Here is a 22892-nt window from a genome sequence, read left to right as displayed (position 1 = left end):
CGCGTTCGTCACGGTGGGATGATCGGCGGCGATGAGCACCAGCACCCCCGCGGTCACGCCTACGCCGGTGTACCGCCCGCATGCCAGGTACGTCCTGCTGCTCGGCTCGATGGCAGCCCTCCCGGCGGTCTCGACCGACATCTACCTGCCGTCCCTGCCGGACGTGGCGCGCGACCTCGGCACAGGGACCGCGGCCGTCCAGCTGACGATGACCGGCATGCTCATCGGCGGCGCCGTCGGACAGCTCGTCATCGGCCCGATGTCGGACCGGTTCGGGCGGCGGGGGCCCGTCCTCGTCGGCATCGCGCTGCACGTCCTGACGTCACTGCTGTGCGCCATCGCCCCCGGGATCCTGCCGCTCGTCGCGCTTCGCGTGGCGCAGGGCTTCTTCAACGCCTCGGCGTCCGTCGTGGCGATGGCCGTCATCCGGGACCGGTTCGTCGGGTCCGACGCATCGAGGCTGCTGTCCCGGCTGATGCTCGTCATCGGGGTCGCACCGCTGTTCGCCCCGAGCATCGGCGGTCTCATCGCGGGTCAGGTCGGCTGGCGCGGCGTGTTCGTCGCGCTCGCGGTGTTCGGTGTCGGGCTGTGGGTCGTCGTGTGGCGCAGGCTCCCCGAGACGCTGCCAGGGGATCGGCGGCGCGACGGCGGCCTGAGGACGGCGCTCGCGGGCTACCGGGCGCTGCTGCGCGACCGGCACTTCCTCGCCCTCGCCGTGCTGCCGGGTCTGGGCGCGGCGGGGCTCATGAGCTACGTGGTCGGGTCACCGTTCGTGCTGCGTGAGGGGTACGGGCTGTCCGCGAACCAGTTCGCGCTGCTGTTCGCGGTCAACGGCATGGGCCTCGTCGGCGGGGCACAGGTCAACGCGTGGCTCGTCCGCCGCTATGCGCCGATCCGGATCATCCGCGTCATCGTGCCGGTGTCGCTCGGTCTCGGCCTCGTGCTCCTTGCCGTGGGCGTCACCGGAGCGGGCGGCCTGCCTGCGCTGCTCGTCGTCCTGTGGCTCGCGCTCGCGCTCGTCAACGTCACACCCCCCAACGCCTCGGCGCTCGCGCTCGGCCGGCACGGTGAGATGGCCGGGACCGCGGCGGCGTTCATCGGCGGGACGCAGGCGCTCGTGTCCGGGACCGTCGCCCCGCTCGTCGGCGTCCTGGGCGGCACCACGCTGGCGATGACGGGCGTCATGGCGGGCGCGTCGTTGGCGGCCCTGCTCGTGCTCGCTCTGGCGACCCCGGCCTATCGCTCGGGCGGCTGGACCACCTGAGCCGTGGCTGGGTCGAGGGTGGTCCTCAGCCCACGCCAGCGGCGGCCGCGACGCCCGCCGCCACCACCAGGGCGATCGATCCCCAGGCCGTCACCACCCACCACTCGAGGTGATGGTGGCGCGTCATGCGCTCCGGGGGCCGGATGGTGGTCATACCTCTGAGGATCGGCAGCGGCTGCACGAGAGACAACAGTTGCCGCGGCTGATCCTTGATTTCACCCGGCGGCGGCCGGGGCAGACCTCAGGGCGTCGTGGCCTTCTCGACCTCGACGCGCAGCGCCTCGACCTGCGCGGCCAGCGCGTCCATCGCGGTGCGGGCGGCACCGTCGGTCGAGGCGGCGGCGGCGTCGAGCTTCGTGCGCGCGGCGTCGAGAGCGCTCTGGGCGGCGGCGAGCTGGTCGGCGGCCGGTCCGGCGCCGTCGGCGGACGCCGCGTCGAGCGCGGTCTTGGCCGAGTCGAGGGCAGCCGTGGCCTGGTCGACCGCCTGCTGGGCGGTGGCGCGCGACGTCGTGTCGAGCGAGCCGAGCTGGGCTTTGGCGTCGTCGATCGCGGTCCGCGCCGTCGCCAGGTCCGCTCGTGCCTTGTCGACCTGCGCCGCGAAGCCGTCGGCGAGGGCCCGCGCACTCGCGACTGCGGACTGCGCCTGCGTGGTCAGCGCGCCGGCCTGGTCGCGCACGTCGGAGCATCCGGCGAGGGCCACCGTCAGGCCGAGGACGCACGCACCCAGCGTTGCCGTCGTACGTGCGGGCAGTGTGGTCGCGATGCGCATGGGCGCCTCCTGAAGACGTCGGGGAAGGGGTTCTGCTCGGACCAGTGTGCCTCGTCGATCGCGCCGGACCACCGGCGGTGCGCGCCCCGGACGTGCGAGCGCCCCGCACCGCAGCGATCTGCGGGGCGGGGCGCTCGGTCAGGCGCTGAGGTGTCAGGCCGTGACGACATCACCCTCGGTCGAGGCAGCGGCCTCGGCGGCGGGCTCGGCGACCTCGGCGACGGCGGCCGGGAGCTCCCGGCGGCTGCGCACCTCGCCCAGCGACGTGCCGTAGTACGCCGCGGTCATGATGTCCTTCATGTCGGCCAGCATGGGCATCCGCGGGTTGGCGGGTGCGCACTGGTCCTCGTAGGCGCCCATCGCGACCTCGTCGAGGCGACCGATGAAGTCCTGCTCGTCGACACCCTGCGCCTGGAACGACGCGGGGATCCCGACCTTCGCCCGCAGCGACTCGACCGCGAGGGCGTAGGACTCGACACCCTCGGCCGGTGTCGTCGCCGGCAGGCCGAGCATCGCCGCGATCTGCTGGAACCGCTCCGGCGCGACGTAGCTCTCGTACTTCGGCCAGCTCGTGAGCTTGGTCGGCACGGTCCCGTTGTAGCGGATGACGTGCGGGAGCAGGGTCGCGTTCGTGCGGCCGTGCACCAGGTGGAACGTCGAGCCGACGACGTGCGCCATGGCGTGCACGATCCCGAGGAACGCGTTGCCGAACGCCATGCCCGCGATCGTCCCGGCGTTGTGCATCTTCTCGCGCGCCGCGGCGGTCTCGGGGGTCTCGGGGACGCCGTTGACGCTCTGTGCGAGGTTGTCGAAGATCAGGCGGATCGCCTGGAGCGCCATGCCGTCGGTGAAGTCGTTCGCGTAGACGCTGACGTAGGCCTCGGTCGCGTGCGTCAGGGCGTCGAAGCCCGAGTCGGCGGCGAGCGAGCGCGGCATCTTCGCGGTGAGGATCGGGTCGATGATCGCGACCGTCGGTGTCAGCGCGTAGTCCGCGAGCGGGTACTTCTTGCCGGTCTCCGGGTCGGAGATGACGGCGAACGGCGTGACCTCGGCGCCCGTGCCCGACGTGGTCGGGATGCACACGAGCTTGGCGAGCTCACCCAGCACCGGGAACTTGAACGCGCGCTTGCGCACGTCGAAGAACTTCTGCTTGAGGTCGGAGAAAACCATCTCGGGGTGCTCGTACAGCAGCCACATGACCTTCGCGGCATCCATCGGCGAACCGCCACCGAGGGCGATGATCGTGTCGGGACGGAAGTGGCGCATCTGCGCGGCACCGGCCTGCACGGTCTTGACGCTCGGCTCCGGCTCGACCTGGTCGATGATCTGGAGCGCGACCTTGTTCGACCGGCGGTTGAGGACGTCGATGATCTTGTCGACGAATCCCAGCGTGGTCATCGTCGAGTCGGTGACGATCGTCACGCGCTCGACGTCGGCCATGTCGGACAGGTAGCGGATCGCGTTCGGCTCGAAGTACGTCTTGGCCGGGACCTTGAACCACTGCAGGTTGTTGTTGCGGCGACCGATCCGCTTGATGTTCACCAGGTTCACCGCCGAGACGTTGTTGGAGACCGAGTTGTGGCCGTAGGAGCCGCAACCCAGGGTCAGCGACGGGATGAACGAGTTGTAGATGTCACCGATGCCACCGAGCGACGAGGGCGCGTTGACGATGATGCGCACCGCCTTGACCCGGCTGCCGAACTCCTCGATGAGCGCGTCGTCCTGCGTGTGGATCGCACCCGAGTGGCCGAGGCCGTCGAACGCGACCATCTGCTCGGCGTAGGTCAGACCCTGCTCGGTCGACTTGGCGCGCAGCACCGCGAGCACGGGACACAGCTTCTCGCGGGTCAGCGGCTCGTCCGCCCCGACCCCGCTGACCTCGGCAAGGATGATCGAGGTGTCGGCCGGGACAGTGAAGCCGGCCTTCTCCGCGATCCAGCTGGGCAGCTGCCCGACGACCGAGGCGTTGAGCTTGGCCTCGCCGCAGTTCTTGCCCTTGGCCTCGACGCCGAAGATGAACTTCTCGAGGAGCGCCTTCTCCTTCTTGTTCACGCGGTAGGCGTGAAGGACGTCGAACTCCGCCATCGCGGCGTCATAGATCTCGTCGTCAATGATGACGGCCTGCTCAGATGCGCAGATCATTCCGTTATCAAATGCCTTCGACAGGACGACGTCATTGACGGCCCGCTTGAGCTTGGCCGTCTTCTCGATGTATGCGGGGACGTTTCCGGCGCCGACGCCGAGAGCCGGCTTGCCGCACGAGTACGCGGCGCGGACCATCGCGTTGCCGCCGGTCGCGAGGATGAGTGCGACGCCCGGGTGGTTCATGAGCGCGGACGTCGCGGCGAGCGACGGCTCCTCGACCCACTGGATGCAGTTCTCGGGTGCGCCTGCGGCGACGGCCGCGTCGCGGACGACGCGAGCTGCGGCGACCGACGACTGCTGCGCGCTCGGGTGGAACCCGAAGACGATCGGGTTGCGCGTCTTGAGCGCGATGAGAGCCTTGAAGATCGCGGTCGACGTCGGGTTGGTCACGGGCGTGACGCCACAGATGACCCCAACGGGCTCGGCGATCTCGATGATGCCCGCGAGGTCGTCGCGGTGGATCACGCCGACCGTCTTGAGCGTCGACATCGAGTTGGTGACGTGCTCGCACGCGAAGATGTTCTTCACGGCCTTGTCCTCGAACACGCCGCGGCCGGTCTCGTTGACCGCCAGGAGCGCGAGCTCACCGTGCTGGTTCAGCGCCGCGACGGACGCCTTTCGCACGATGTGGTCGATGTCTTCCTGGGTGAACCGTGCGTATTCGGCGAGGGCCTTGTTCGCGCCCTCGACGAGCTGGTCGATGGCGCCAGCAATTGCGGCGTCAGGGGTGGTCAAGCTGGTCACGGGGTGCTCCCCACGTTGTCGGTGAGTGAACGAGATCTCCGTTGACCTCGTGCACAAGGCTATGCGACGCATTGCCCGATTCGATGTGTCTAAAGTCCTGTGGCGCAGATCACACGCGGTTGAGCCACGACGCGGACATCCGCTCGTCCTCGAGGTCGAGCTCCCGCAGCACGCGCCGCATGACTGCTTCATCGAGCTCGCCGGCGTCGCGCCGTGCGACGAGCACCCGGCGCTGGGCGGCGAGGATCTCGCGGCGAAGACGGTGGCCCCGCTTGCCTCGAACCGGGGCGGCGGGTGCACCGGCGAGGGCAGGGTCGTCGTCGCCGCGCGTTGGGTCAAGCATCGCAGCCGCGGCCTGTGCGCGCACGTTTCCTGCGCGCACGAGAGCCTCGGTCACAGCCTTGGCCTGCGACTCACCCAGCTCGCGCGACCACGCCGCCGTCTTGCTCTCGATGACCCGCTGGGCGGCCGCCGCGGTCGCGAGGCGCAGCGCGGCCTCCTGGGCCGCATCGCGCTCGGCGTCGTCGTGCTCCTCGACGCTCAGCCGCCGGATGACCCACGGCAGGCTGAGCCCCTGCAGCAGCAGGGTCCCGATCGCGACCGCGTAGGCGACGAGCTGGAGGGTCGCGCGGGCGGGGAACGGTGCCCCGTTGACGGTCGCGGGGATCGCAGCCGCGGCGGCAAGCGTGACGACGCCGCGCATCCCCGCCCAGGAGACGACGGCGTGCTCGGAGGTCGCGAGCGCGTCGTGCGGCGTGCGGTGGCTGCCGCGCAGTCGGACCAGGTCGACGCGCGCGGTCGCGAACACGTACAGCGGGCGGACGAGGATCACGGTGGCGAGGACGGCGAGCGAGAGCGCCACCGCGATGCCGAGCCCCTGGTCGGACGCGATGACGTCGCCCAGGACCCACTTGAGCTGGACGCCGATGAGAGCGAACGTGAACGCCTCGAGCGGCAGGTCGACGGTCGACCACACGGGCGTCTCGTACAGCCGCGTCGCGTACCCCGCCTGGGGCGCGGTGTGGCCGAGGTAGAGGCCCGCGGCGACGACCGCGAGGACGCCCGAGCCGCCGAGGGTCTCCGCGGCCCAGTAGGCGGCGAACGGCGTGAGGAGCCCGATCGTGGACGCGACCACCGGGTCGTCGAGGTGCAGCCGCAGCCGGTGCACGACCCAGCCGATGACGAGGCCGAGCCCGGTGCCGACCAGCACCGCGACCATGAAGACGCGCACGCCCGTGGACGGGACGGCCGCCCCGGTCGCGACGCCCGCGATCGCGACCTTGTACAGCGTGAGCGACGTCGCGTCGTTGATCAGGCTCTCGCCCGTGAGCAGTGTCATGACCCGCCGCGGCAGGCCGAGCCTGCGACCGACGGCGACCGCGGCCACGGCGTCCGGCGGTGCGACGACCGCGCCGAGGACGAGGGCCGCTGTGATCGGCAGCTCGGGGACGATAGCCCACGCGACCACGGCGACCGCGGCCGCGGTCACGAGCACGAGACCGACGCCGAGCCGCAGGATCGAGTTCCGCGACCGGCGGAAGTCCTGGTAGGAGCTCGACAGCGCCGCGGAGTACAGCAGGGGCGGCAGGACGAACTCGAGGATGATCTTCGAGTCGACCTCGAAGCGCGGCATCCCCGGGACGAACGAGACCGCGAGCCCGGTCGCGACGAGGATCAGCGGCGGGGACCAGCCCCAGCGGCGGCACAACGCGGTGATCCCGACGGCGCCCACGACGAGGGCGAACAGCTCGACGTGACTCATGGAGCCTCCCGGGGAGTCGCGCTGGGCGGTGCCGGCTGCGTCACGCGGTGATCCGGACTCGCACGAGGGTCCGCGACGGCACGATGTCGTGACACGCAGGTCGTGACACGCGATGAGGGGTGCCCGCGAAAGGATTCGAACCTTCGGCCTTCCGCTCCGGAGGCGGACGCTCTATCCACTGAGCTACGCGGGCCGGCGACAACGGCTGACCGTGCGGCCCGGCTCCGCGGAAGCTCCGCGGAGAAGGCCGATCGACCAGCAGCTGATGCGGTGCACGAGACTATCAGCCCGCGTCGGCGCGTGCCGCCGACGCGTGCCGGGGATCAGCCCGGATCAGCTCGGATCAGCCGGGATGAGCCCCGGTCAGCCGCGCGCGAGCTGCCGCGAGAGGTACGTCTCGACCTCGGCGACGGCGCGGGGCACGTCGCCGGCGCCGATCGCGGCGACGAGGTCGTCATGGCCCGTGTCGTCCGACTCGTTGGACACCGGTCGCTCGAAGTTGAACCGGATGTTCGCGCTGATGGCGTCGAGGAGGCTCTCGTACAGCGAGAGCAGCACGGGGTTGCGAGCCGTGCGCGCGATCGCCAGGTGCAGCTCGAGGTCGGTCGAGACCATCGCGTCGAGGTCCCCGAGGGCGTGCGCGTGCGCCCGAGCGTCCCGCATCTGGAGCAGCTGTGCGACGTCGGTCGCGGTGCGCCGGTGCGCCGCGAGCCGGGCGGCCTCGACCTCGAGGCTGCGGCGGACCTCGACGACGTCGCGCTGGTGCGCGTCCGCGATCTGCCGGCCGATGGTCACGGTGAGCTCGGAGGTCGAGAGCACGTACGTGCCGGACCCCTGACGGCGTGCGAGCAGCCCGGCGTGCACGAGGGACTGCACGGCCTCACGCACGGTGTTGCGGCCGACCCCGAGGAGTGCCGCGAGGGCCGGCTCCGGCGGGATCCGTGTGCCGACCGGCCATTCACCCGCGGTGATCCGCTCACGTAGCGTGTCGACCGCGCCGTCGATCAATCCGGTGCGACGAATCATCCCAGGTATTCTCCTTGTCACATGTGCCGGTGCAGCACCACTCGCCCCGACGCCGCCCTGTCAGACCGAGCGTGAAGTTGGTCCGGATGTTACTCACAGGGCGCACCGCCTGGTGGCGAGGCCGCGTCGTCGTCCTCGTCGGGATCGTGCTCGTGGCCCTCAACCTGCGGATCGCCGTCGCCGCCGTGAGCCCGATCCTCGATGCCGTGCGCGTCGACGTCGCACTGTCCCCGACCCTCGCCGGCGTGCTCGGCACCATCCCGGTCGCCTCGTTCGCGCTGTTCGGCTCGCTCGCACCGATGGTGTCGCGCCGCCTGGGGCTCGAGCCGACCCTTGTCGTCGCCACGCTCGTCTCGGTCCTTGGCGAGGTCGCGCGCTCGAGCGCGACGACCTCGGCCGGCTTCCTCGGCTGGTCCGTCATCGCGCTCGCGGGCATGGGGATGGGGAACGTCCTGCTCCCACCGCTCGTCAAGCGGTACTTTCCCGACCGGATCGGTCCCGTCACGGCGGTCTACTCGGTCGCGATGTCGTTCAGCACGGCGATCCCGCCGCTGCTCGCCGTCCCTCTCGCGAACCGGCTCGGCTGGCGCGTGGCGCTCGGTTCCTGGGGCGCGGTCGGGCTGGTCGCGGCGCTTCCCTGGCTCGTCGTCGTCGTGCGGTCGGCGACGGCCCGGTCGGCGCTCGCGGGCGTCCTGCGCTGGGCGCCGCGGCACACCCCTGCCCTCGACTCCCGGCACCGCCGTGAGGGGCGCGTGTGGCGCAGCCCGCTCGCCTGGGGCCTCGCCCTGACGTTCGGGATGAACTCGCTCAACTCGTACGTGATGTTCGCGTGGATCCCGCAGATCCTCGTCGACGCGGGCTACGGCGAGGCCGCCGGCGGCCGATGGCTCGCGGTCGTCGCGATCTTCGGTCTGCCCGCGTCGTTCGGTGTGCCCCTTGTCGCGACGAGGCTGCGCAACCCGTTCTGGGTCGCCACCGCCTTCGTCGGCGTCTGGGTCGTGGGGTACGCCGGGCTGCTGCTGGCTCCGAGGGCCGCGGTGGGGCTCTGGATGGTGCTCCTCGGGCTCGGACCCGGCACCTTCCCGCTCCTGCTCACGCTCATCAACCTGCGGACCCGCACGTCGGCCGGCGCAGTCTCGCTCTCGGGCTTCACGCAGGGGGTCGGCTACGCCATCGCGGCTGTCGGCCCGCTCCTCGTCGGGGTCCTCTACGGGTCGACAGGCCGCTGGGAGCTGCCGTTCGGGCTGCTCTTCGTGACCCTGGCGGTCCTCCTCGCGGCGGGCTGGGTGGCGTGCCGGCCCGTCATGCTCGAGGACACCTGGGGCGGACGAGGGCCCGCCGAGGGCTCGCTACCCTTGTCCGGTGACCCCCGCTGAGCTCTCCGAGGCCCTCCGTGCTGCCCTCATGGCCGCCGTCGACGACGGCACGTTCGCGCTCGACCCGTCCGCGGTGCCGGCGCAGGTGCACGTCGAGCGACCCCGTCAGCGCGAGCACGGCGACTGGGCGACGAACGTCGCGATGCAGCTCGGCAAGAAGGCCGGGACGAACCCCCGCGCGTTCGCCGAGGAGCTCGCGCGTCGCCTCGCCGACCACCCGGGCGTCGCGCAGGTCGACGTCGCCGGTCCCGGCTTCCTGAACATCACGCTCGACACGGCCGCGGCCGGCGAGCTCGCCCGCACCGTGGTCGAGGCCGGCCCGGCCTACGGACGCGGCACGGTGCTCGCGGGGGAGCGCATCAACCTGGAGTTCGTCTCGGCGAACCCGACCGGACCCATCCACATCGGTGGGGTGCGCTGGGCAGCCGTGGGCGACTCGCTCGCGCGGCTGCTGCAGGCGGCGGGCGCGGAGGTCACGCGCGAGTACTACTTCAACGACCACGGCGAGCAGATCGACCGCTTCGCCCGGTCGCTGCTCGCCCGCGCGATGGGCGCCGAGGCTCCTCTCGACGGCTACGGCGGCCAGTACATCTCCGACATCGCCGACTCCGTCATCGCGACCGCGATCGCCGACGGGCAGCCGGACCCGCGCACCCTGCCCGAGGCCGAGGCGCAGGAGGTGTTCCGGTCCCGCGGCGTCGACCAGATGTTCGGCGAGATCAAGGCCAAGCTGCACGACTTCCGGGTCGACTTCGACGTCTACTTCCACGAGGACTCGCTGCACGAGTCGGGCGCGGTCGAGCGGGCGGTGGCACGGCTGCGCGAGCTCGGCCACATCTACGAGGCCGACGGCGCCACGTGGCTGCGGACGACCGAGTTCGGGGACGACAAGGACCGCGTCATCATCAAGTCGGACGGCAACGCCGCCTACATCGCGGGGGACCTGGCCTACTACCTCGACAAGCGCGAGCGCGGCTTCGACCGCGTGATCATCATGCTCGGCGCGGACCACCACGGGTACATCGGCCGCATGATGGCCATGTGCGCGGCCTTCGGGGACACCCCCTGGGTCAACCTGGAGATCCTCATCGGCCAGATGGTGAACCTCGTCAAGGACGGTGAGCCCGTCCGGATGTCGAAGCGTGCGGGCAACATCGTCACGATCGACGACCTCGTCGACGCGGTCGGGATCGACGCCGCCCGGTACGCGCTCGCACGGTCCGCCGCGAGCTCGACCCTCGACATCGACCTCGACCTGCTCGTGACCGCGACGAACGACAATCCGGTCTTCTACGTGCAGTACGCGCACGCCCGGACGGTCAACGTGGGGCGCAACGCAGCCGAGGCGGGCGTCGACCGCGCGGACGGGTTCGACGCGACCCTGCTGGACCACCCCTCGGAGTCGGTGCTGCTCGGCCAGATCGCAGGCTTCCCCGGCCTCGTCGCGCACGCCGCCGAGCTGCGCGAGCCGCACCGCGTCGCGCGCTACCTCGAGGAGCTCGCGGGCTCGTACCACAAGTGGTACGACCAGCGGCGGGTCGCGCCGTTCGGCGACGAGGTCGTCTCGGACACCCACCGCACGCGGCTGTGGCTCAACGACGCGACCCGTCAGGTCCTCGCGAACGGACTCGAGCTGCTCGGCGTGAGCGCGCCGGAGCGGATGTGACGGGCGCGCCCTGGTCGAGCGGCACGACGCGCGTCCTCGACGGCGCGCTCGCGGTCGCGGGCGTCGACCTGCGCACGCTCGCGGCGCAGCATGGGACACCGGTGTACGTGCTCGACGAGGCCGACTTCCGCGCCCGCGCCCGCGCCTACCGCGCCGCGTTCACCGCGGCGTTCGCGGCGATCGGGACGGACGTCGACGTGTACTACGCGGGCAAGGCGTTCCTGTCCGTCGCGGTCGCGCGCTGGGCCCACGAGGAGGGCCTGCGCGTCGACACGGCCACCGGCGGCGAGCTCGCGGTCGCCCTGCGCGCGGGTGTTCCGGGGGCGGACATCGGTCTGCACGGCAACAACAAGTCCGACGCGGAGATCAGCCGCGCGCTCGAGGCCGGCGTCGGCCGGCTCATCGTCGACTCCCTCGGCGAGGTCGAGCGCATCGCTGACGCCGTCCGCGCACGCCGGGGCGATCCCGCGCCGGTCATGGTCCGGGTCACGACGGGCGTGCACGCCGGCGGGCACGAGTACATCTCGACCGCGCACGAGGACCAGAAGTTCGGGCTGTCGCTCGTCCCCGGTCCGGACGGCGCCGCGAGCCCCGCGGTCGCGGCGCTGCGCGCGGTGCTCGCCCGCCCCGAGCTGCGCCTGCTCGGCCTCCACTCGCACATCGGCTCGCAGATCCTCGACCCGTCGGGCTTCGAGGTCGCCGCGCGCAAGGTCCTGCGGCTGCGTGCCGAGCTGGCCGCCGAGACGGGCTACCTCGTGCCCGAGGTCGACCTGGGCGGCGGGTACGGCATCGCCTACCTGCCGGGCGACGTGCCGCTCGACCCGGTCCGGATCGCGAAGGACATGGCCGCGGCGGTCGACGCAGCGTGCGCCGAGCTCGGCACCGCGCTCCCGCGCGTCTCCGTCGAGCCCGGTCGGGCCATCGTCGGACCCACGACCTGCACGCTCTACACGGTCGGGACGGTCAAGCCCGTGACGCTCGACGACGGGCGCGTGCGCACGTACGTGTCGGTCGACGGCGGGATGAGCGACAACGTGCGCCCGGCGCTGTACGGCGCGCAGTACCACGCCGAGCTCGCGTCGCGCACGAGCACGGCGCCCCTCGTGCTGTGCCGCGTCGTGGGCAAGCACTGCGAGAGCGGCGACATCGTCGTGCACGAGGTCCAGCTGCCCGCCGACGTGGCGCCCGGCGACCTGCTGGCGGTGCCCGCGACAGGGGCGTACGGGCGCTCGATGGCGTCCAACTACAACCAGGTCCCGCGCCCGCCTGTCGTGGCGGTGACCGACGGCGTGACCCGGGTGCTCGTCCGCCGCGAGACCGAGGACGACCTCCTGGCCCTCGACCAGGGCTGATGCCCTCTATCCTTTGAGGCGGTCCGGCGAACGCCGCGAGGCGCGCCGTGGGCCGGACTCCTTGACCATGACGACCGACCGGGCGCGGCCCGGAGGCGGAGGCGGACGCAGTGACAGCTCCTGATGGGCAGGCGGCTGCCGGACGCTCCCAGCCGCGGCCCGCACCGCTGCGGGTGGCCGTCCTCGGCTCCGGGGTCGTGGGCACCGAGGTCGTGCGCCTCCTCGTGACGCAGTCGGCCGACCTCGCAGCCCGTGTCGGCGCTCCGCTCGAGCTCGTGGGTGTCGCCGTGCGCGACCTCGCGGCCGACCGCGACCCGGTCGTCGACCGCGCGCTGCTGACGACGGACGCGGCAGAGCTCGTGACGCGGGCCGATGTCGTCGTCGAGGTCATGGGCGGCATCGAGCCGGCGCGCAGCCTGCTGCTCAGTGCGATCGCGCACGGTGCCGCGGTCGTCACCGCCAACAAGGCGCTCCTCGCGCAGGACGGTCCGACGCTGTACGCCGCCGCGGACGCCGCGCAGGTGGACCTGTACTTCGAGGCCGCCGTCGCCGGTGCGATCCCGATCGTCCGGCCGGTGCGCGAGTCGCTCGTCGGCGACCGCGTGCTGCGGGTCCTGGGCATCCTCAACGGCACGACCAACTACGTGCTCGACCGCATGGCGACCGAGGGGCTCGACCTCGACGCCGCTGTCGCCGAGGCCCAGTCGCTCGGCTACGCCGAGGCCGACCCGACCGCCGACGTCGAGGGGTACGACGCCGCCGCGAAGGCCGCGATCCTCGCGTCGCTCGCGTTCCACACCCGGGTGTCGATCGACGACGTGGACCGGGAGGGCATCAGCTCTGTCACGGCGGACGACGTGGCCTGGGCCGAGCGCACCGGCTACGTCATCAAGCTGCTCGCGATCGCCGAGCGCCAGGGGGACGGCATCCAGGTGCGCGTGCACCCCGCGCTCGTGCCCGTCGCGCACCCCCTCGCGGGCGTCCGCGGTGCGTTCAACGCCGTGTTCGTCGAGGCCGAGGCGGCCGGTGAGCTCATGTTCTACGGGCGTGGGGCCGGCGGCGCACCGACGGCCTCGGCGGTGCTCGGCGACGTCGTGTCGGTCGCGCGGCACCGTGTGCTCGGGGGCAGGGGGCCGGTCGAGTCGTCGTACGCCGCGCTGCCCGTGCTGCCCGCGTCGGCGGCCCGGACGCGCTACCAGATCCGGCTCGACGTGACCGACCGTCCCGGGGTGCTCGCGCAGGTGGCGACGACCCTCGGTGACCGTGGCGTCTCGATCGAGGCCATCCGCCAGGTGCCCGAGCTGCCCGGAGCGCTGGGTCGCGACGGTGTCGCACTCCTCATCATCACGACGCACGAGGCCTCCGAGGAGGCGCTCGCGGGCACGGTTGCCGCGATCGCCGAGCTCGACTCCGTGCGCCGTGTCATCTCTGTCCTGCGAGTCGAGGGAGCCTGATGGCACACCAGTGGCGCGGAGTCATCGCCGAGTACGCGGACCGACTCCCGGAGCACGTGCAGCGCCGCGTGATCACGCTCGGGGAAGGCGGCACGCCGCTCGTCCCCGCGCCCGCGCTCTCCCTGCTCACGGGGGCGGACGTGTACCTCAAGGTCGAGGGGATGAACCCCACGGGCTCGTTCAAGGACCGCGGGATGACGACCGCGATCTCCTCGGCTGCGGGGCGTGGGGCGAAGGTCGTGGTGTGCGCGTCGACGGGCAACACCTCCGCGTCGGCCGCGGCGTACGCGACGGCCGCCGGGATGCTCTGCGCGGTGCTGGTCCCCGACGGCAAGATCGCGATGGGCAAGCTGAGCCAGGCGATCGCGCACGGCGCCCGGCTGCTGCAGGTCGACGGCAACTTCGACGACTGCCTGGTCGCGGCCCGCAAGCTCGCTGAGGCGTATCCCGTCGAGCTCGTGAACTCGGTCAACCCCGACCGGATCGAGGGCCAGAAGACGGGCGCGTTCGAGGTCGTCGACGCGCTCGGTGACGCTCCCGACATCCACGCGCTGCCCGTCGGCAACGCGGGCAACATCACGGCGTACTGGAAGGGCTACCGCGAGTACGCGGGGCTCGACGCGGGCAGCTCGCTTCCGGCGGTCGCGACCCGGACCCCCGCGATGTGGGGCTTCCAGGCGGCCGGGGCCGCACCCATCGTGCTGGGCCACCCCGTCACGGAGCCCGAGACCATCGCGACCGCGATCCGGATCGGGAACCCCGCGTCGTGGCAGCAGGCGATCGACGCGCGCGACACCTCGGGCGGGCTCATCGAGGCCGTCACGGACGAGCAGATCCTTGCGGCCCACCGGATCCTGTCGAGCCGGGTCGGGGTGTTCGTCGAGCCCGCGTCGGCCGCGGGCGTCGCGGGCATCCTCGCGCTGGCCGCGCAGGGCCGCGTCCCGGCGGGCGCACGCATCGTCGTGACCGTCACGGGTCACGGGCTCAAGGACCCGCAGTGGGCCCTGCGCACGGCGGACGGCTCGGAGGTCACGCCGATGCGCGTGTCCGCCGACGTCGTCGCGATCGCCGACGCGCTCGAGCTCAGCTGAGCGGGGCGGGACATGCGGCTGGGGCATGACCACGCTCGGGTCCGCGTGCCGGCGACGAGCGCGAACCTCGGCCCCGGGTTCGACGCGCTCGGCCTCGCGCTCGCGCTGCACGACGACCTCGACGTGCGCGCGCTCGGATCACCCGACGTCGTGGTCGAGGTCACGGGCGAGGGTGCGGGGGAGGTCCCGCTCGGTGAGGACCACCTCGTCGTGCGCGCGCTGCGGCTCGCCCTCGACCACGTCGGGGCTCCGCAGACGGGCCTGCACCTGACGTGCGTCAACCGCATCCCGCACGGTCGGGGGCTCGGATCGTCCGCCGCGGCGGCCGTCGGCGGCGTGCTGCTCGCGCGGGCCCTGCTCGCCGAGCCCGAGGCGCTCGACGACGACACCGCCCTCGCGATCGCCTGCGCCCTCGAGGGGCACCCCGACAATGCCGCGCCCGCGATCCTGGGTGGTGCCACGATCGCGTGGCTCGAGCCCGACGGCGCGGCGCCGGGGACCGTCCGCCCGCACGCGGTCCGGCTCGAGGTGCACGCCGACATCGAGCCGATCGTCCTCGTCCCCGCGTTCCGGCTCGCGACGAAGACCGCCCGGGGCGTGCTCCCGGCGACCGTCCCGCACGCCGACGCCGCGGCACAGGCCGGACGCGCTGCGCTGCTGGTCGAGGCGCTCGGCAGGCGACCGGACCTCCTGCTCCCCGCGACGGTGGATCGCCTGCACCAGGGCTACCGCAGGGCCGTCATGCCCGACTCCCTGGCCCTCGTCGACGCGTTGCGCGCGCGTGGCGTCGCGGCCGTGGTCTCGGGTGCCGGACCGACCGTCCTTGCGCTCGCCCGCCGGACCGATGACGGCCGCACCGACGCCGACGAGGCGATCGCGGCAGCGTTCGGAGGTCAGATGGGCGGCTGGCAGGTCCTGCGGCCGGGCATCGACCAGGACGGGGCGCGTGCGTGGCAGGTCGGCTGAGGTCAGCCCATCGGGTGAGCGCCGGGCGACGACCCGGATCCCGGGACAACGGTCGGTGCCGCGGTGCTAGGATGAGTCGTTCCCCGGACTTCGTGCTCCGTTCCGGCGTGCCGTGCTCCAGATGATCGTGCAGTCCATCTGGCGACGGATGCCGCGAGAGCTACGACGAGCGGGAGCGATCCAGCCCACGTGCGCAGACGTCGTCGTACGCAGCACGTGAGGCGCCAGCATCGTCCCGGCATCCATGCCCGGGCGTAGGCCACGATCCGATTCCGGACGTCGGCCGATGACGAGGGGGAAGGGTCCTTCGTGACAGACACCATCGAGTCCACCGGGAACGCCAACACCGGTGGATCCACCCGCGGGGCAGCGATCTCCACGCTGCGCCTGCCTGAGCTGCAGGTGCTCGCCGCCCAGCTCGGCGTCGCGGGGACGTCCAAGATGCGCAAGAGCGATCTCGTGGACGCCATCAAGACCAAGCGGGCCGGCGGACGCGCGGAGACCACCGCGCCGCGCAGCACCGCGGAGCAGGCCGACGCGCCCGCCGCGTCGCGCACCGAGCCCGCCGTGCGGGCCCAGCGCGTGCAGGCCGAGCTCGCGCCGTCGGAGCGCGTGCAGTCCGAGCGTGCCGCTCGGTCAGAGCGTGCCCAGACAGAGCGTGCCCAGACAGAGCGCGTGCAGGCCGAGCGCGTGCCGTCGGAGCGCGTCGAGACCGAGCGCGTCGGGCCCGAGCGCGTGCAGGCCGAGCGTGCGCCCGACGTGCGGCTCGCGCCGGGGGAGACCCGAGACGACCGAGCCGCGCGCGCCCTCGACGCGATCGGTACCGTCGCCGCCGAGCGCCGTGGCTCGCGCCGTTCGGGCCGGGGTGCGGGAGCGCCGCGTGGCGACGCAGCTGCGGACATCGGACTCCCGCCCCAGGTCGACGGCGTTGCACGTCAGGACGGCGGCGAGCGCGCGGACGGCTCCCAGCGCCAGCAGCGTCAGGACGGCGGCGCGCGTCAGGACGGCGGCCAGCGCCAGGCGCGCGACACCGCACAGGTCCAGGGCGCCAACCAGGGTTCGAGCCAGGGTCAGGGTGGCGGGCAGGGCCAGGCCCAGTTCGACGACACCGACGAGCGCGGGGGTCGCCGTCGTCGGTCCCGCGACCGGTACCGCGACCGTGAGCGTCCCAAGCGCGGCCGCGTCGTCACGCGTGGCCCGAGCGGCGACCTGGCGGGTTACGAGGAGGTCGAGGTCAGCGAGGACGACGTCCTGCTGCCCGTCGCCGGGATCCTCGACATCCACGACAACTACGGCTTCGTCCGCACCAGCGGCTACCTGCCGGGACCGAGCGACGTGTACGTCTCGCTCGGCCAGGTCAAGAAGGCTGGCCTGCGACGCGGGGACGCGATCACGGGAGCGGTGCGTCAGCAGCGCGAGGGGGAGCAGCTGCCCCAGAGCAACGCCGCGCGGGCCAAGTTCAACGCGCTCGTGCGCCTCGACTCGGTCAACGGCCTGCACCCGGACGAGGCGCGGGACCGCCCCGAGTTCGCCAAGCTGACTCCGCTCTACCCGCAGGAGCGTCTGCGGCTCGAGAACGAGCCGAACAAGATCTCGCCTCGCGTGATCGACATCGTCGCCCCGATCGGCAAGGGCCAGCGTGGTCTGATCGTGTCGCCGCCGAAGGCCGGCAAGACGATCATCATGCAGCAGATCGCCAACGCGATCACCGCGAACAACCCCGAGGTCCACCTCATGGTCGTGCTCGTCGACGAGCGCCCCGAGGAGGTCACGGACATGGAGCGGACGGTCAAGGGCGAGGTCATCGCCTCGACGTTCGACCGCCCCGCCTCCGACCACACGATCGTCGCGGAGCTGGCGATCGAGCGGGCCAAGCGACTCGTCGAGCTCGGTCAGGACGTCGTCGTGCTCCTCGACTCGCTCACGCGGCTGTCGCGGGCCTACAACCTCGCTGCCCCCGCCTCGGGGCGCATCCTCTCCGGTGGTGTCGACGCGTCGGCGCTCTACCCGCCGAAGCGGTTCTTCGGGGCGGCGCGCAACATCGAGCACGGCGGGTCGCTCACGATCCTCGCCTCGGCGCTCGTCGAGACCGGGTCCAAGATGGACGAGGTCATCTTCGAGGAGTTCAAGGGCACCGGGAACATGGAGCTGCGGCTCTCCCGCTCGCTCGCGGACAAGCGGATCTTCCCGGCGGTCGACGTCAACGCGTCGGGCACGCGCCGCGAGGAGATCCTCATGGCGCCCGACGAGCTGAAGATCGTCTGGACCCTGCGTCGCGTCATGGGTGCCCTCGACCAGCAGCAGGCCATCGAGCTGCTGCTCGACAAGCTCCGCAAGACCAAGTCCAACGCGGAGTTCCTGCTCCAGGTGCAGAAGACCACACCCGGAGCGAACAACCAGCACGACTGAGCACGACTGCGCGCGACGGGATCGGGCGGGTCGACCGGGAAGGTTTCGGCGCCCCGCGCGGTTCTGGCACAATGATCCGTCGGTTCGCGGTTCACGTGAGCGGTACTCGCTCGCGACCCGGGGACAACCCATCGAGGAGAGTTTCTGTGAAGAAGGACATCCACCCGCCGTACGTGGTGACCCAGGTCACCTGCACGTGTGGCAACACGTTCACCACGCGGTCGACCCAGAAGTCGGGCGAGATCCGTGCCGACGTCTGCAGCGCCTGCCACCCGTTCTACACGGGCAAGCAGAAGATTCTCGACACCGGTGGCCGTGTGGCCCGGTTCGAGGCGCGCTACGGCAAGAAGACCGCCGCCAGCTAGCGACCTCACAGCGCCGGTGCCCGGCGGACGGCTGCCCTCCATGGCAGCGTCCGCAGGGCACCGGCGCTGTTCGTTTGTCTGCACGCCCCCCGCAGCACCCGGACCCTGGAGGTCCCCCGCATGAGCAACCCGTTCGCCGCGGCGGAGCCGTTGCTCGCCGAGCACGCCATGATCGAGAGCCAGCTGTCCGCCCCCGAGGTCCACGCGGATGCCGCGCGCGCCCGCAAGCTCGGACGGCGGTACGCCGAGCTGGGCCAGGTCGTCGCGGCCTACCGCGCCTGGCGGGCTGCCGCCGACGACGTCGAGGACGCCACGGAGCTGGCCGAGACCGACGCAGCGTTCGCCGCGGAGCTGCCGAGCCTGCGGGACGCCGCCGACGCGGCGGCCGAGCGGTTACGACGCGTCCTGGTCCCTCGCGACCCCGACGACGGCCGCGACGTGATCCTCGAGATCAAGGCGGGCGAGGGCGGCGAGGAGTCGGCGCTGTTCGCGGGTGACCTGCTGCGGATGTACCTGCGCTACGCCGAGCGGCGGGGCTGGAGCACCGAGATCATCGAGTCGACCGAGTCCGACCTCGGCGGCTACAAGGACGTGCACGTCGCGGTGAAGTCCCGCGGCACGCTTGCCGATGCCGCGCAGGGCGTCTGGGCGAGCCTCAAGTACGAGGGCGGCGTCCACCGCGTGCAGCGGGTGCCCGTCACGGAGTCGCAGGGGCGCATCCACACGTCGGCCGCCGGTGTGCTCGTCCTGCCCGAGCCCGAGGACGACGCCGAGGTGGCGATCGACCAGAACGACCTGCGGATCGACGTGTACCGGTCGTCGGGACCCGGCGGGCAGTCGGTCAACACGACCGACTCGGCCGTGCGCATCACGCACCTGCCGACCGGCATCACGGTGTCGATGCAGAACGAGAAGTCGCAGCTGCAGAACCGCGAGCAGGCCATGCGCGTGCTGCGTGCGCGGCTGCTCGCCGCCAAGCAGGAGGAGGCCGCCGCGGCCGCCAGCGAGGCGCGCCGCTCGCAGGTGCGGACGGTCGACCGGTCCGAGCGGATCCGCACGTACAACTACCCCGAGAACCGCATCGCGGACCACCGCACGGGCTACAAGGCGTACAACCTCGACGCGGTGCTCGACGGCGACCTCGACCCGGTCGTGCGGTCGGCGATCGACGCCGACGAGGCCGCCCAGCTGGCGGCCGCGGGCTCATGACCGGCCGTTCCCTCGCCGAGGAGCTGCGTGCAGCCGAGGCGCTGCTCGCGGGAGCGGGCGTCCCGAGCCCCCGGGTCGACGCCGAGCTCCTCGCCGCGCACCTGATGGGCGCCGTGACCGGGGCCACGGTCAGCCGCGGGCAGGTCCAGGCGGCGGCGATCCTTGGTCGCCCCGCTCCCGACGGGCTCGCCGAGCTCGTGGCCAGACGCGCGGCGCGCGAACCGCTCCAGCACCTGACGGGCCTCGCACCGTTCCGTGGTCTCGAGCTCGCGGTCGGGCCGGGAGTGTTCGTCCCGCGCCCGGAGACCGAGCAGGTGGCCGAGGTGGCGATCGCCGAGGCGCACGCCGTCGCAGCGCGTGCCGGGTCGGTCCTCGTGGCGGACCTGTGCACCGGCTCCGGCGCGATCGCACTCGCGCTCGCGCACGAGGTGCCTGGCGCCGTCGTGCACGCCGTCGAGCTGGACCGCGTCGCGCACGACTGGGCGGCGCGCAACGTGGCCGCCTCGGGGCTCGACGTGCGGCTCGTCCGTGGGGATGCGCGCACCGCGCTCGGCGAGCTCGACGGGACGCTCGACGTCGTGGTGTCGAACCCGCCGTACGTGCCGCCGGGCGCGGTCCCCGTCGACCCGGAGGTCGCGCAGCACGACCCGGCCGTCGCGCTGTACGGCCTGGGCCGCGACGGCCTCGAGGTGCCGCGCGGCATTGCGGCTGCGGCTGCTCGACTGCTGCGACCCGGCGGCCTCTTCGTCATGGAGCACGCCGAGGTGCAGGCCGCGGCGGCGCTCGACCTCGTGCGCTCGACCGGGGGGTTCGACGACGTCCGGACCTGCGCCGACCTCACGGGGCGGCCTCGCATGGTCGTTGCCCGGCGCACCCTCGACGCGAGCGCGGTGCCGACCCCGTCCGGCTCCGGTGAACCCGCCCGTGCGGACGTCGTGGGAGACTCGCACGCGTGAGCCTCACCCGGATCAAGGACGCCACGGACCCCACGACGTGGGGCCCTGCGATCGACGAGGCGGTGCACGCGATCTCGCGTGGTGACCTCGTCGTCCTCCCGACCGACACGGTCTACGGGATCGCGGCCGACGCGTTCACGCCGTCCGCCGTCCAGGCGCTCCTCGACGCGAAGGGTCGCGGTCGCCAGATTCCGCCACCCGTGCTGATGCCGGACGTGCGCACGCTCGACGGGCTCGCGACCGACGTGCCTGCCTCCGCGCGGGCCCTCGCCGAGGCGTTCTGGCCCGGTGGTCTCACGCTCATCGTGCGCGCGCAGCCGTCGCTCGCGTGGGACCTGGGCGAGACCCACGGCACGGTCGCACTGCGCGTGCCGGACCACCCGGTCGCCCTCGCACTGCTTCGCCGGACGGGCCCGCTCGCGGTGTCGAGCGCCAACCGCACGGGTCGAGCCGCAGGTCGCACGGTCGACGAGGCGTATACGCAGCTCGGTGCCGCCGTGCCGGTCTTCCTCGACGGCGGTGAGGCGCCTGGCGGTGTCGCGTCGACGATCGTCGACGCGACCGGCGACGTCCTGCGCATCGTGCGGCCGGGCGCGATCTCTCTCGAGGCCCTGCGGGCGGTGGCCCCGGTCGAGGACGCCGACCCCGCCGAAGCCGCCCCGGACGACGCGGGACCTGTGCCGGGTGACCTCGACCGGTGAGGGTCTATCTGCTCGTCATGGCCATCGCGGCCGCGGTGACGTACCTGCTGACGCCGCTGGCACGCTGGTGCGCGCTGCGCTGGGGCGCGATCACTGCGGTGCGGGACCGTGACGTGCACTCGATCCCGACCCCCCGGCTCGGAGGGCTCGCGATGCTCGCCGGCATCCTCGCGGCCCTCGCCATGGCGTCGCGGCTCCCGTTCCTGAGCGGCGTCTTCACGAACCCGCGGCCGGTGTGGGGCGTCGTCGGCGGCGCGACGCTCGTCTGCCTGCTCGGGGTCGCCGACGACATCTGGGACCTCGACTGGATCACCAAGCTCATGGGCCAGGTGCTCGCGGCCGGGTTCATGGCCTGGAACGGCATCCAGCTCTTCCAGCTGCCGATCGCCGGCGTGCTCATCGGCTCCCAACGGATGTGGCTCGCCCTGACGGTCCTCACGGTCGTGGTCGCCATGAACGCGGTGAACTTCGTCGACGGCCTCGACGGGCTCGCGGCGGGCGTGATCGCGATCGGCGGCACCGCGTTCTTCCTGTACTCCTACCTCCTGACGCGCGGCGCGAGCCCGGGGGACTACTCGAGCTTTGCGACGCTCACCCTTGCGGTGCTCGTCGGTGCATGCCTCGGGTTCCTGCCGCACAACCTGTACCCTGCCCGGATCTTCATGGGCGACTCCGGGTCGATGCTCCTCGGGCTCGTCATCGCCGCCGCAGCCATCACCGTGACGGGTCAGATCGACGTGACGGTGGTGCTGCCCCGCCAGCAGATCCCCGCGTTCATCCCGATCCTGCTTCCGCTCGCGGTCCTCGTGCTCCCGCTCCTCGACATGGTCCTCGCCGTCGTCAGGCGCGTCGGTGCCGGCAGGTCGCCGTTCCACCCCGACCGCATGCACCTGCACCACCGGCTGCTCGCGCTCGGCCACTCGCACCGGCGGGCAGTGGCGATCATGTACGTCTGGACCGCCGTCTTCGCCTTCGGCGCCGCGGCGCTCGTCAAATTCTCGACGACCGTCGCATTCGTTGCCCTCGGCGTCGGCATCGTCGTCGCGGCCCTGCTCACGCTCGGCCCACTGCGCGGCGCACGCGTCGCCCCCACCCCGGAGACCGTCAGATGACCACCGAACCACGCCAGCCCGCCGTGCCGCCCGTGCCCTCCTCAGCGGCCGCTGCAGTCTTCCGGCGTGCGCTCCGGGACATGATCGTGCTCCTGGCCGCGCTCGCCGTGCTGGGCGTCGGGGCCGGCGCCCTCGTGGCCGGCCGGCCCGGGGTGTGGGGCGCCCTGATCGGGGTGGGTCTGGCGCTGGTCTTCTCCGGGACGACGATCGTCTCGATGCTCGTCACCGCGCGCGCGAGCGTGCAGCGACTCGCGGCGGTCGTCCTGGGAGCGTGGCTGGGCAAGGTCCTTGTCGTGATCGTCGCCCTCGCGCTCCTCCAGGACCGGGACTTCTACGACAAGCCGATGCTCGCTGTCGTGCTCCTGGTCGGGGTCGTCGGGTCGGCGGTCCTCGACTACCGCGCCGTCAGTCGGGGGCGGGTTCCGTACGTCGAACCGGGCGCTCGGCAGGCCGACGCCGGTCCGGTGCAGGGCGGCTCATAGGTTAGGCTCTCACTCACATCCATGACCGCCAGGTGACGACGGC

Annotated in this window: 19 protein-coding genes and 1 tRNA gene; 14 read left to right on the top strand and 6 right to left on the bottom strand. The window is 72.4% G+C overall.

All coding sequences use genetic code 11. The features are described 5' to 3' along the window. Positions 1–31: 31 nt before the first annotated feature. Positions 32–1264 (top strand): multidrug effflux MFS transporter, encoded by a 1233-nt coding sequence (locus tag VFW79_RS03230; protein ID WP_329675873.1) that lies wholly within the window; start codon positions 32–34, stop codon positions 1262–1264. A gap of 25 nt (positions 1265–1289) precedes the next feature. Here the strand turns inward: VFW79_RS03230 and VFW79_RS03225 are convergent, their stop codons facing one another. The 6 genes from VFW79_RS03225 to VFW79_RS03200 form a co-directional block, all read right to left on the bottom strand. Then, the gene (locus tag VFW79_RS03225; protein WP_329675872.1) at positions 1290–1418 is read right to left on the bottom strand and encodes a molybdopterin oxidoreductase; all 129 of its coding nucleotides are present in this window, start codon (positions 1416–1418) and stop codon (positions 1290–1292) included. A gap of 87 nt (positions 1419–1505) precedes the next feature. Continuing rightward, a complete protein-coding gene (locus VFW79_RS03220) occupies positions 1506–2033 on the bottom strand; it encodes a hypothetical protein (RefSeq protein WP_329675871.1) in 528 nt (175 codons plus the stop codon). 153 nt (positions 2034–2186) lie between these two features. Further along, the gene (adhE, locus tag VFW79_RS03215) at positions 2187–4994 is read right to left on the bottom strand and encodes a bifunctional acetaldehyde-CoA/alcohol dehydrogenase (RefSeq protein WP_414647846.1); all 2808 of its coding nucleotides are present in this window, start codon (positions 4992–4994) and stop codon (positions 2187–2189) included. Positions 4995–5031: 37 nt separating this feature from the next. Then, positions 5032–6684 carry a Na+/H+ antiporter gene (locus tag VFW79_RS03210; RefSeq protein ID WP_329675869.1) on the bottom strand — a complete coding sequence of 551 codons (1653 nt, stop codon included), beginning with the start codon at positions 6682–6684 and terminating at the stop codon, positions 5032–5034. 120 nt (positions 6685–6804) lie between these two features. Beyond that, a tRNA-Arg gene (locus VFW79_RS03205) sits at positions 6805–6877 on the bottom strand. Positions 6878–7047: 170 nt separating this feature from the next. Further along, entirely contained in the window at positions 7048–7710 is a 663-nt protein-coding gene (locus VFW79_RS03200; protein WP_329675868.1) for a FadR/GntR family transcriptional regulator, read from the bottom strand. Positions 7711–7796: 86 nt separating this feature from the next. On the opposite strand from VFW79_RS03200, the gene VFW79_RS03195 reads away from it, so the two are divergent. The 13 genes from VFW79_RS03195 to VFW79_RS03135 all read left to right on the top strand — a co-directional run bounded on the left by VFW79_RS03195 (position 7797) and on the right by VFW79_RS03135 (position 22849). Further along, positions 7797–9086: an MFS transporter gene (locus VFW79_RS03195; protein ID WP_329675867.1), complete on the top strand. Its 1290-nt coding sequence runs from the start codon at positions 7797–7799 to the stop codon at positions 9084–9086. Beyond that, entirely contained in the window at positions 9073–10752 is a 1680-nt protein-coding gene (argS, locus tag VFW79_RS03190; RefSeq protein WP_329675866.1) for an arginine--tRNA ligase, read from the top strand. The genes VFW79_RS03195 and argS overlap by 14 nt, the downstream gene beginning before the upstream one ends. Next, positions 10749–12104, top strand: a complete 1356-nt coding sequence (gene lysA, locus VFW79_RS03185; RefSeq protein ID WP_329675865.1) for a diaminopimelate decarboxylase — start codon at positions 10749–10751, stop codon at positions 12102–12104. The genes argS and lysA overlap by 4 nt, the downstream gene beginning before the upstream one ends. A 110-nt stretch (positions 12105–12214) precedes the next feature. Continuing rightward, positions 12215–13558, top strand: a complete 1344-nt coding sequence (locus VFW79_RS03180) for a homoserine dehydrogenase (protein ID WP_329675864.1) — start codon at positions 12215–12217, stop codon at positions 13556–13558. After that, positions 13558–14649, top strand: a complete 1092-nt coding sequence (gene thrC, locus VFW79_RS03175; RefSeq protein WP_329675863.1) for a threonine synthase — start codon at positions 13558–13560, stop codon at positions 14647–14649. The genes VFW79_RS03180 and thrC overlap by 1 nt, the downstream gene beginning before the upstream one ends. A 12-nt stretch (positions 14650–14661) precedes the next feature. Further along, a complete protein-coding gene (gene thrB, locus VFW79_RS03170) occupies positions 14662–15615 on the top strand; it encodes a homoserine kinase (RefSeq protein WP_329675862.1) in 954 nt (317 codons plus the stop codon). Positions 15616–15924: 309 nt separating this feature from the next. Next, a complete protein-coding gene (gene rho / locus VFW79_RS03165) occupies positions 15925–18024 on the top strand; it encodes a transcription termination factor Rho (RefSeq protein WP_329675861.1) in 2100 nt (699 codons plus the stop codon). 146 nt (positions 18025–18170) lie between these two features. Beyond that, a complete protein-coding gene (rpmE, locus tag VFW79_RS03160) occupies positions 18171–18389 on the top strand; it encodes a 50S ribosomal protein L31 (protein WP_329675860.1) in 219 nt (72 codons plus the stop codon). 120 nt (positions 18390–18509) lie between these two features. Beyond that, on the top strand, positions 18510–19598 hold the full coding sequence (gene prfA, locus VFW79_RS03155) for a peptide chain release factor 1 (protein ID WP_329675859.1): 1089 nt from the start codon (positions 18510–18512) through the stop codon (positions 19596–19598). Continuing rightward, entirely contained in the window at positions 19595–20554 is a 960-nt protein-coding gene (gene prmC, locus VFW79_RS03150) for a peptide chain release factor N(5)-glutamine methyltransferase (protein ID WP_329675858.1), read from the top strand. Before prfA ends, prmC begins: the two co-directional genes overlap by 4 nt. Continuing rightward, positions 20551–21255, top strand: coding sequence for an L-threonylcarbamoyladenylate synthase (locus tag VFW79_RS03145; RefSeq protein ID WP_329675857.1), 705 nt, complete (start codon positions 20551–20553; stop codon positions 21253–21255). The genes prmC and VFW79_RS03145 overlap by 4 nt, the downstream gene beginning before the upstream one ends. Continuing rightward, complete coding sequence (locus VFW79_RS03140; RefSeq protein ID WP_329675856.1) at positions 21252–22367, top strand: MraY family glycosyltransferase; 1116 nt, start codon at positions 21252–21254, stop codon at positions 22365–22367. Before VFW79_RS03145 ends, VFW79_RS03140 begins: the two co-directional genes overlap by 4 nt. Beyond that, positions 22364–22849 carry a hypothetical protein gene (locus VFW79_RS03135; protein WP_329675855.1) on the top strand — a complete coding sequence of 162 codons (486 nt, stop codon included), beginning with the start codon at positions 22364–22366 and terminating at the stop codon, positions 22847–22849. Before VFW79_RS03140 ends, VFW79_RS03135 begins: the two co-directional genes overlap by 4 nt. Positions 22850–22892 lie beyond the last annotated feature (43 nt).

This window comes from Cellulomonas sp., assembly GCF_036279715.1.
Taxonomy (GTDB): domain Bacteria; phylum Actinomycetota; class Actinomycetes; order Actinomycetales; family Cellulomonadaceae; genus Cellulomonas_A.
Note: the sequence above shows the minus strand (reverse complement) of the source record. Positions and strands in the feature narration are given on the sequence as shown.

Excerpts from the sequence above, each read along its gene's own strand:
- VFW79_RS03230 (WP_329675873.1), top strand. The coding sequence starts at position 32 with ATGAGCACCAGCACCCCCGCGGTCACGCCTACGCCGGTGTACCGCCCG.
- VFW79_RS03225 (WP_329675872.1), bottom strand. The coding sequence starts at position 1,418 with ATGACCACCATCCGGCCCCCGGAGCGCATGACGCGCCACCATCACCTC.
- VFW79_RS03220 (WP_329675871.1), bottom strand. The coding sequence starts at position 2,033 with ATGCGCATCGCGACCACACTGCCCGCACGTACGACGGCAACGCTGGGT.
- adhE (WP_414647846.1), bottom strand. The coding sequence starts at position 4,994 with ATGCGTCGCATAGCCTTGTGCACGAGGTCAACGGAGATCTCGTTCACT.
- VFW79_RS03210 (WP_329675869.1), bottom strand. The coding sequence starts at position 6,684 with ATGAGTCACGTCGAGCTGTTCGCCCTCGTCGTGGGCGCCGTCGGGATC.
- VFW79_RS03200 (WP_329675868.1), bottom strand. The coding sequence starts at position 7,710 with ATGATTCGTCGCACCGGATTGATCGACGGCGCGGTCGACACGCTACGT.
- VFW79_RS03195 (WP_329675867.1), top strand. The coding sequence starts at position 7,797 with ATGTTACTCACAGGGCGCACCGCCTGGTGGCGAGGCCGCGTCGTCGTC.
- thrC (WP_329675863.1), top strand. The coding sequence starts at position 13,558 with ATGGCACACCAGTGGCGCGGAGTCATCGCCGAGTACGCGGACCGACTC.
- thrB (WP_329675862.1), top strand. The coding sequence starts at position 14,662 with ATGCGGCTGGGGCATGACCACGCTCGGGTCCGCGTGCCGGCGACGAGC.
- prfA (WP_329675859.1), top strand. The coding sequence starts at position 18,510 with ATGAGCAACCCGTTCGCCGCGGCGGAGCCGTTGCTCGCCGAGCACGCC.
- prmC (WP_329675858.1), top strand. The coding sequence starts at position 19,595 with ATGACCGGCCGTTCCCTCGCCGAGGAGCTGCGTGCAGCCGAGGCGCTG.
- VFW79_RS03135 (WP_329675855.1), top strand. The coding sequence starts at position 22,364 with ATGACCACCGAACCACGCCAGCCCGCCGTGCCGCCCGTGCCCTCCTCA.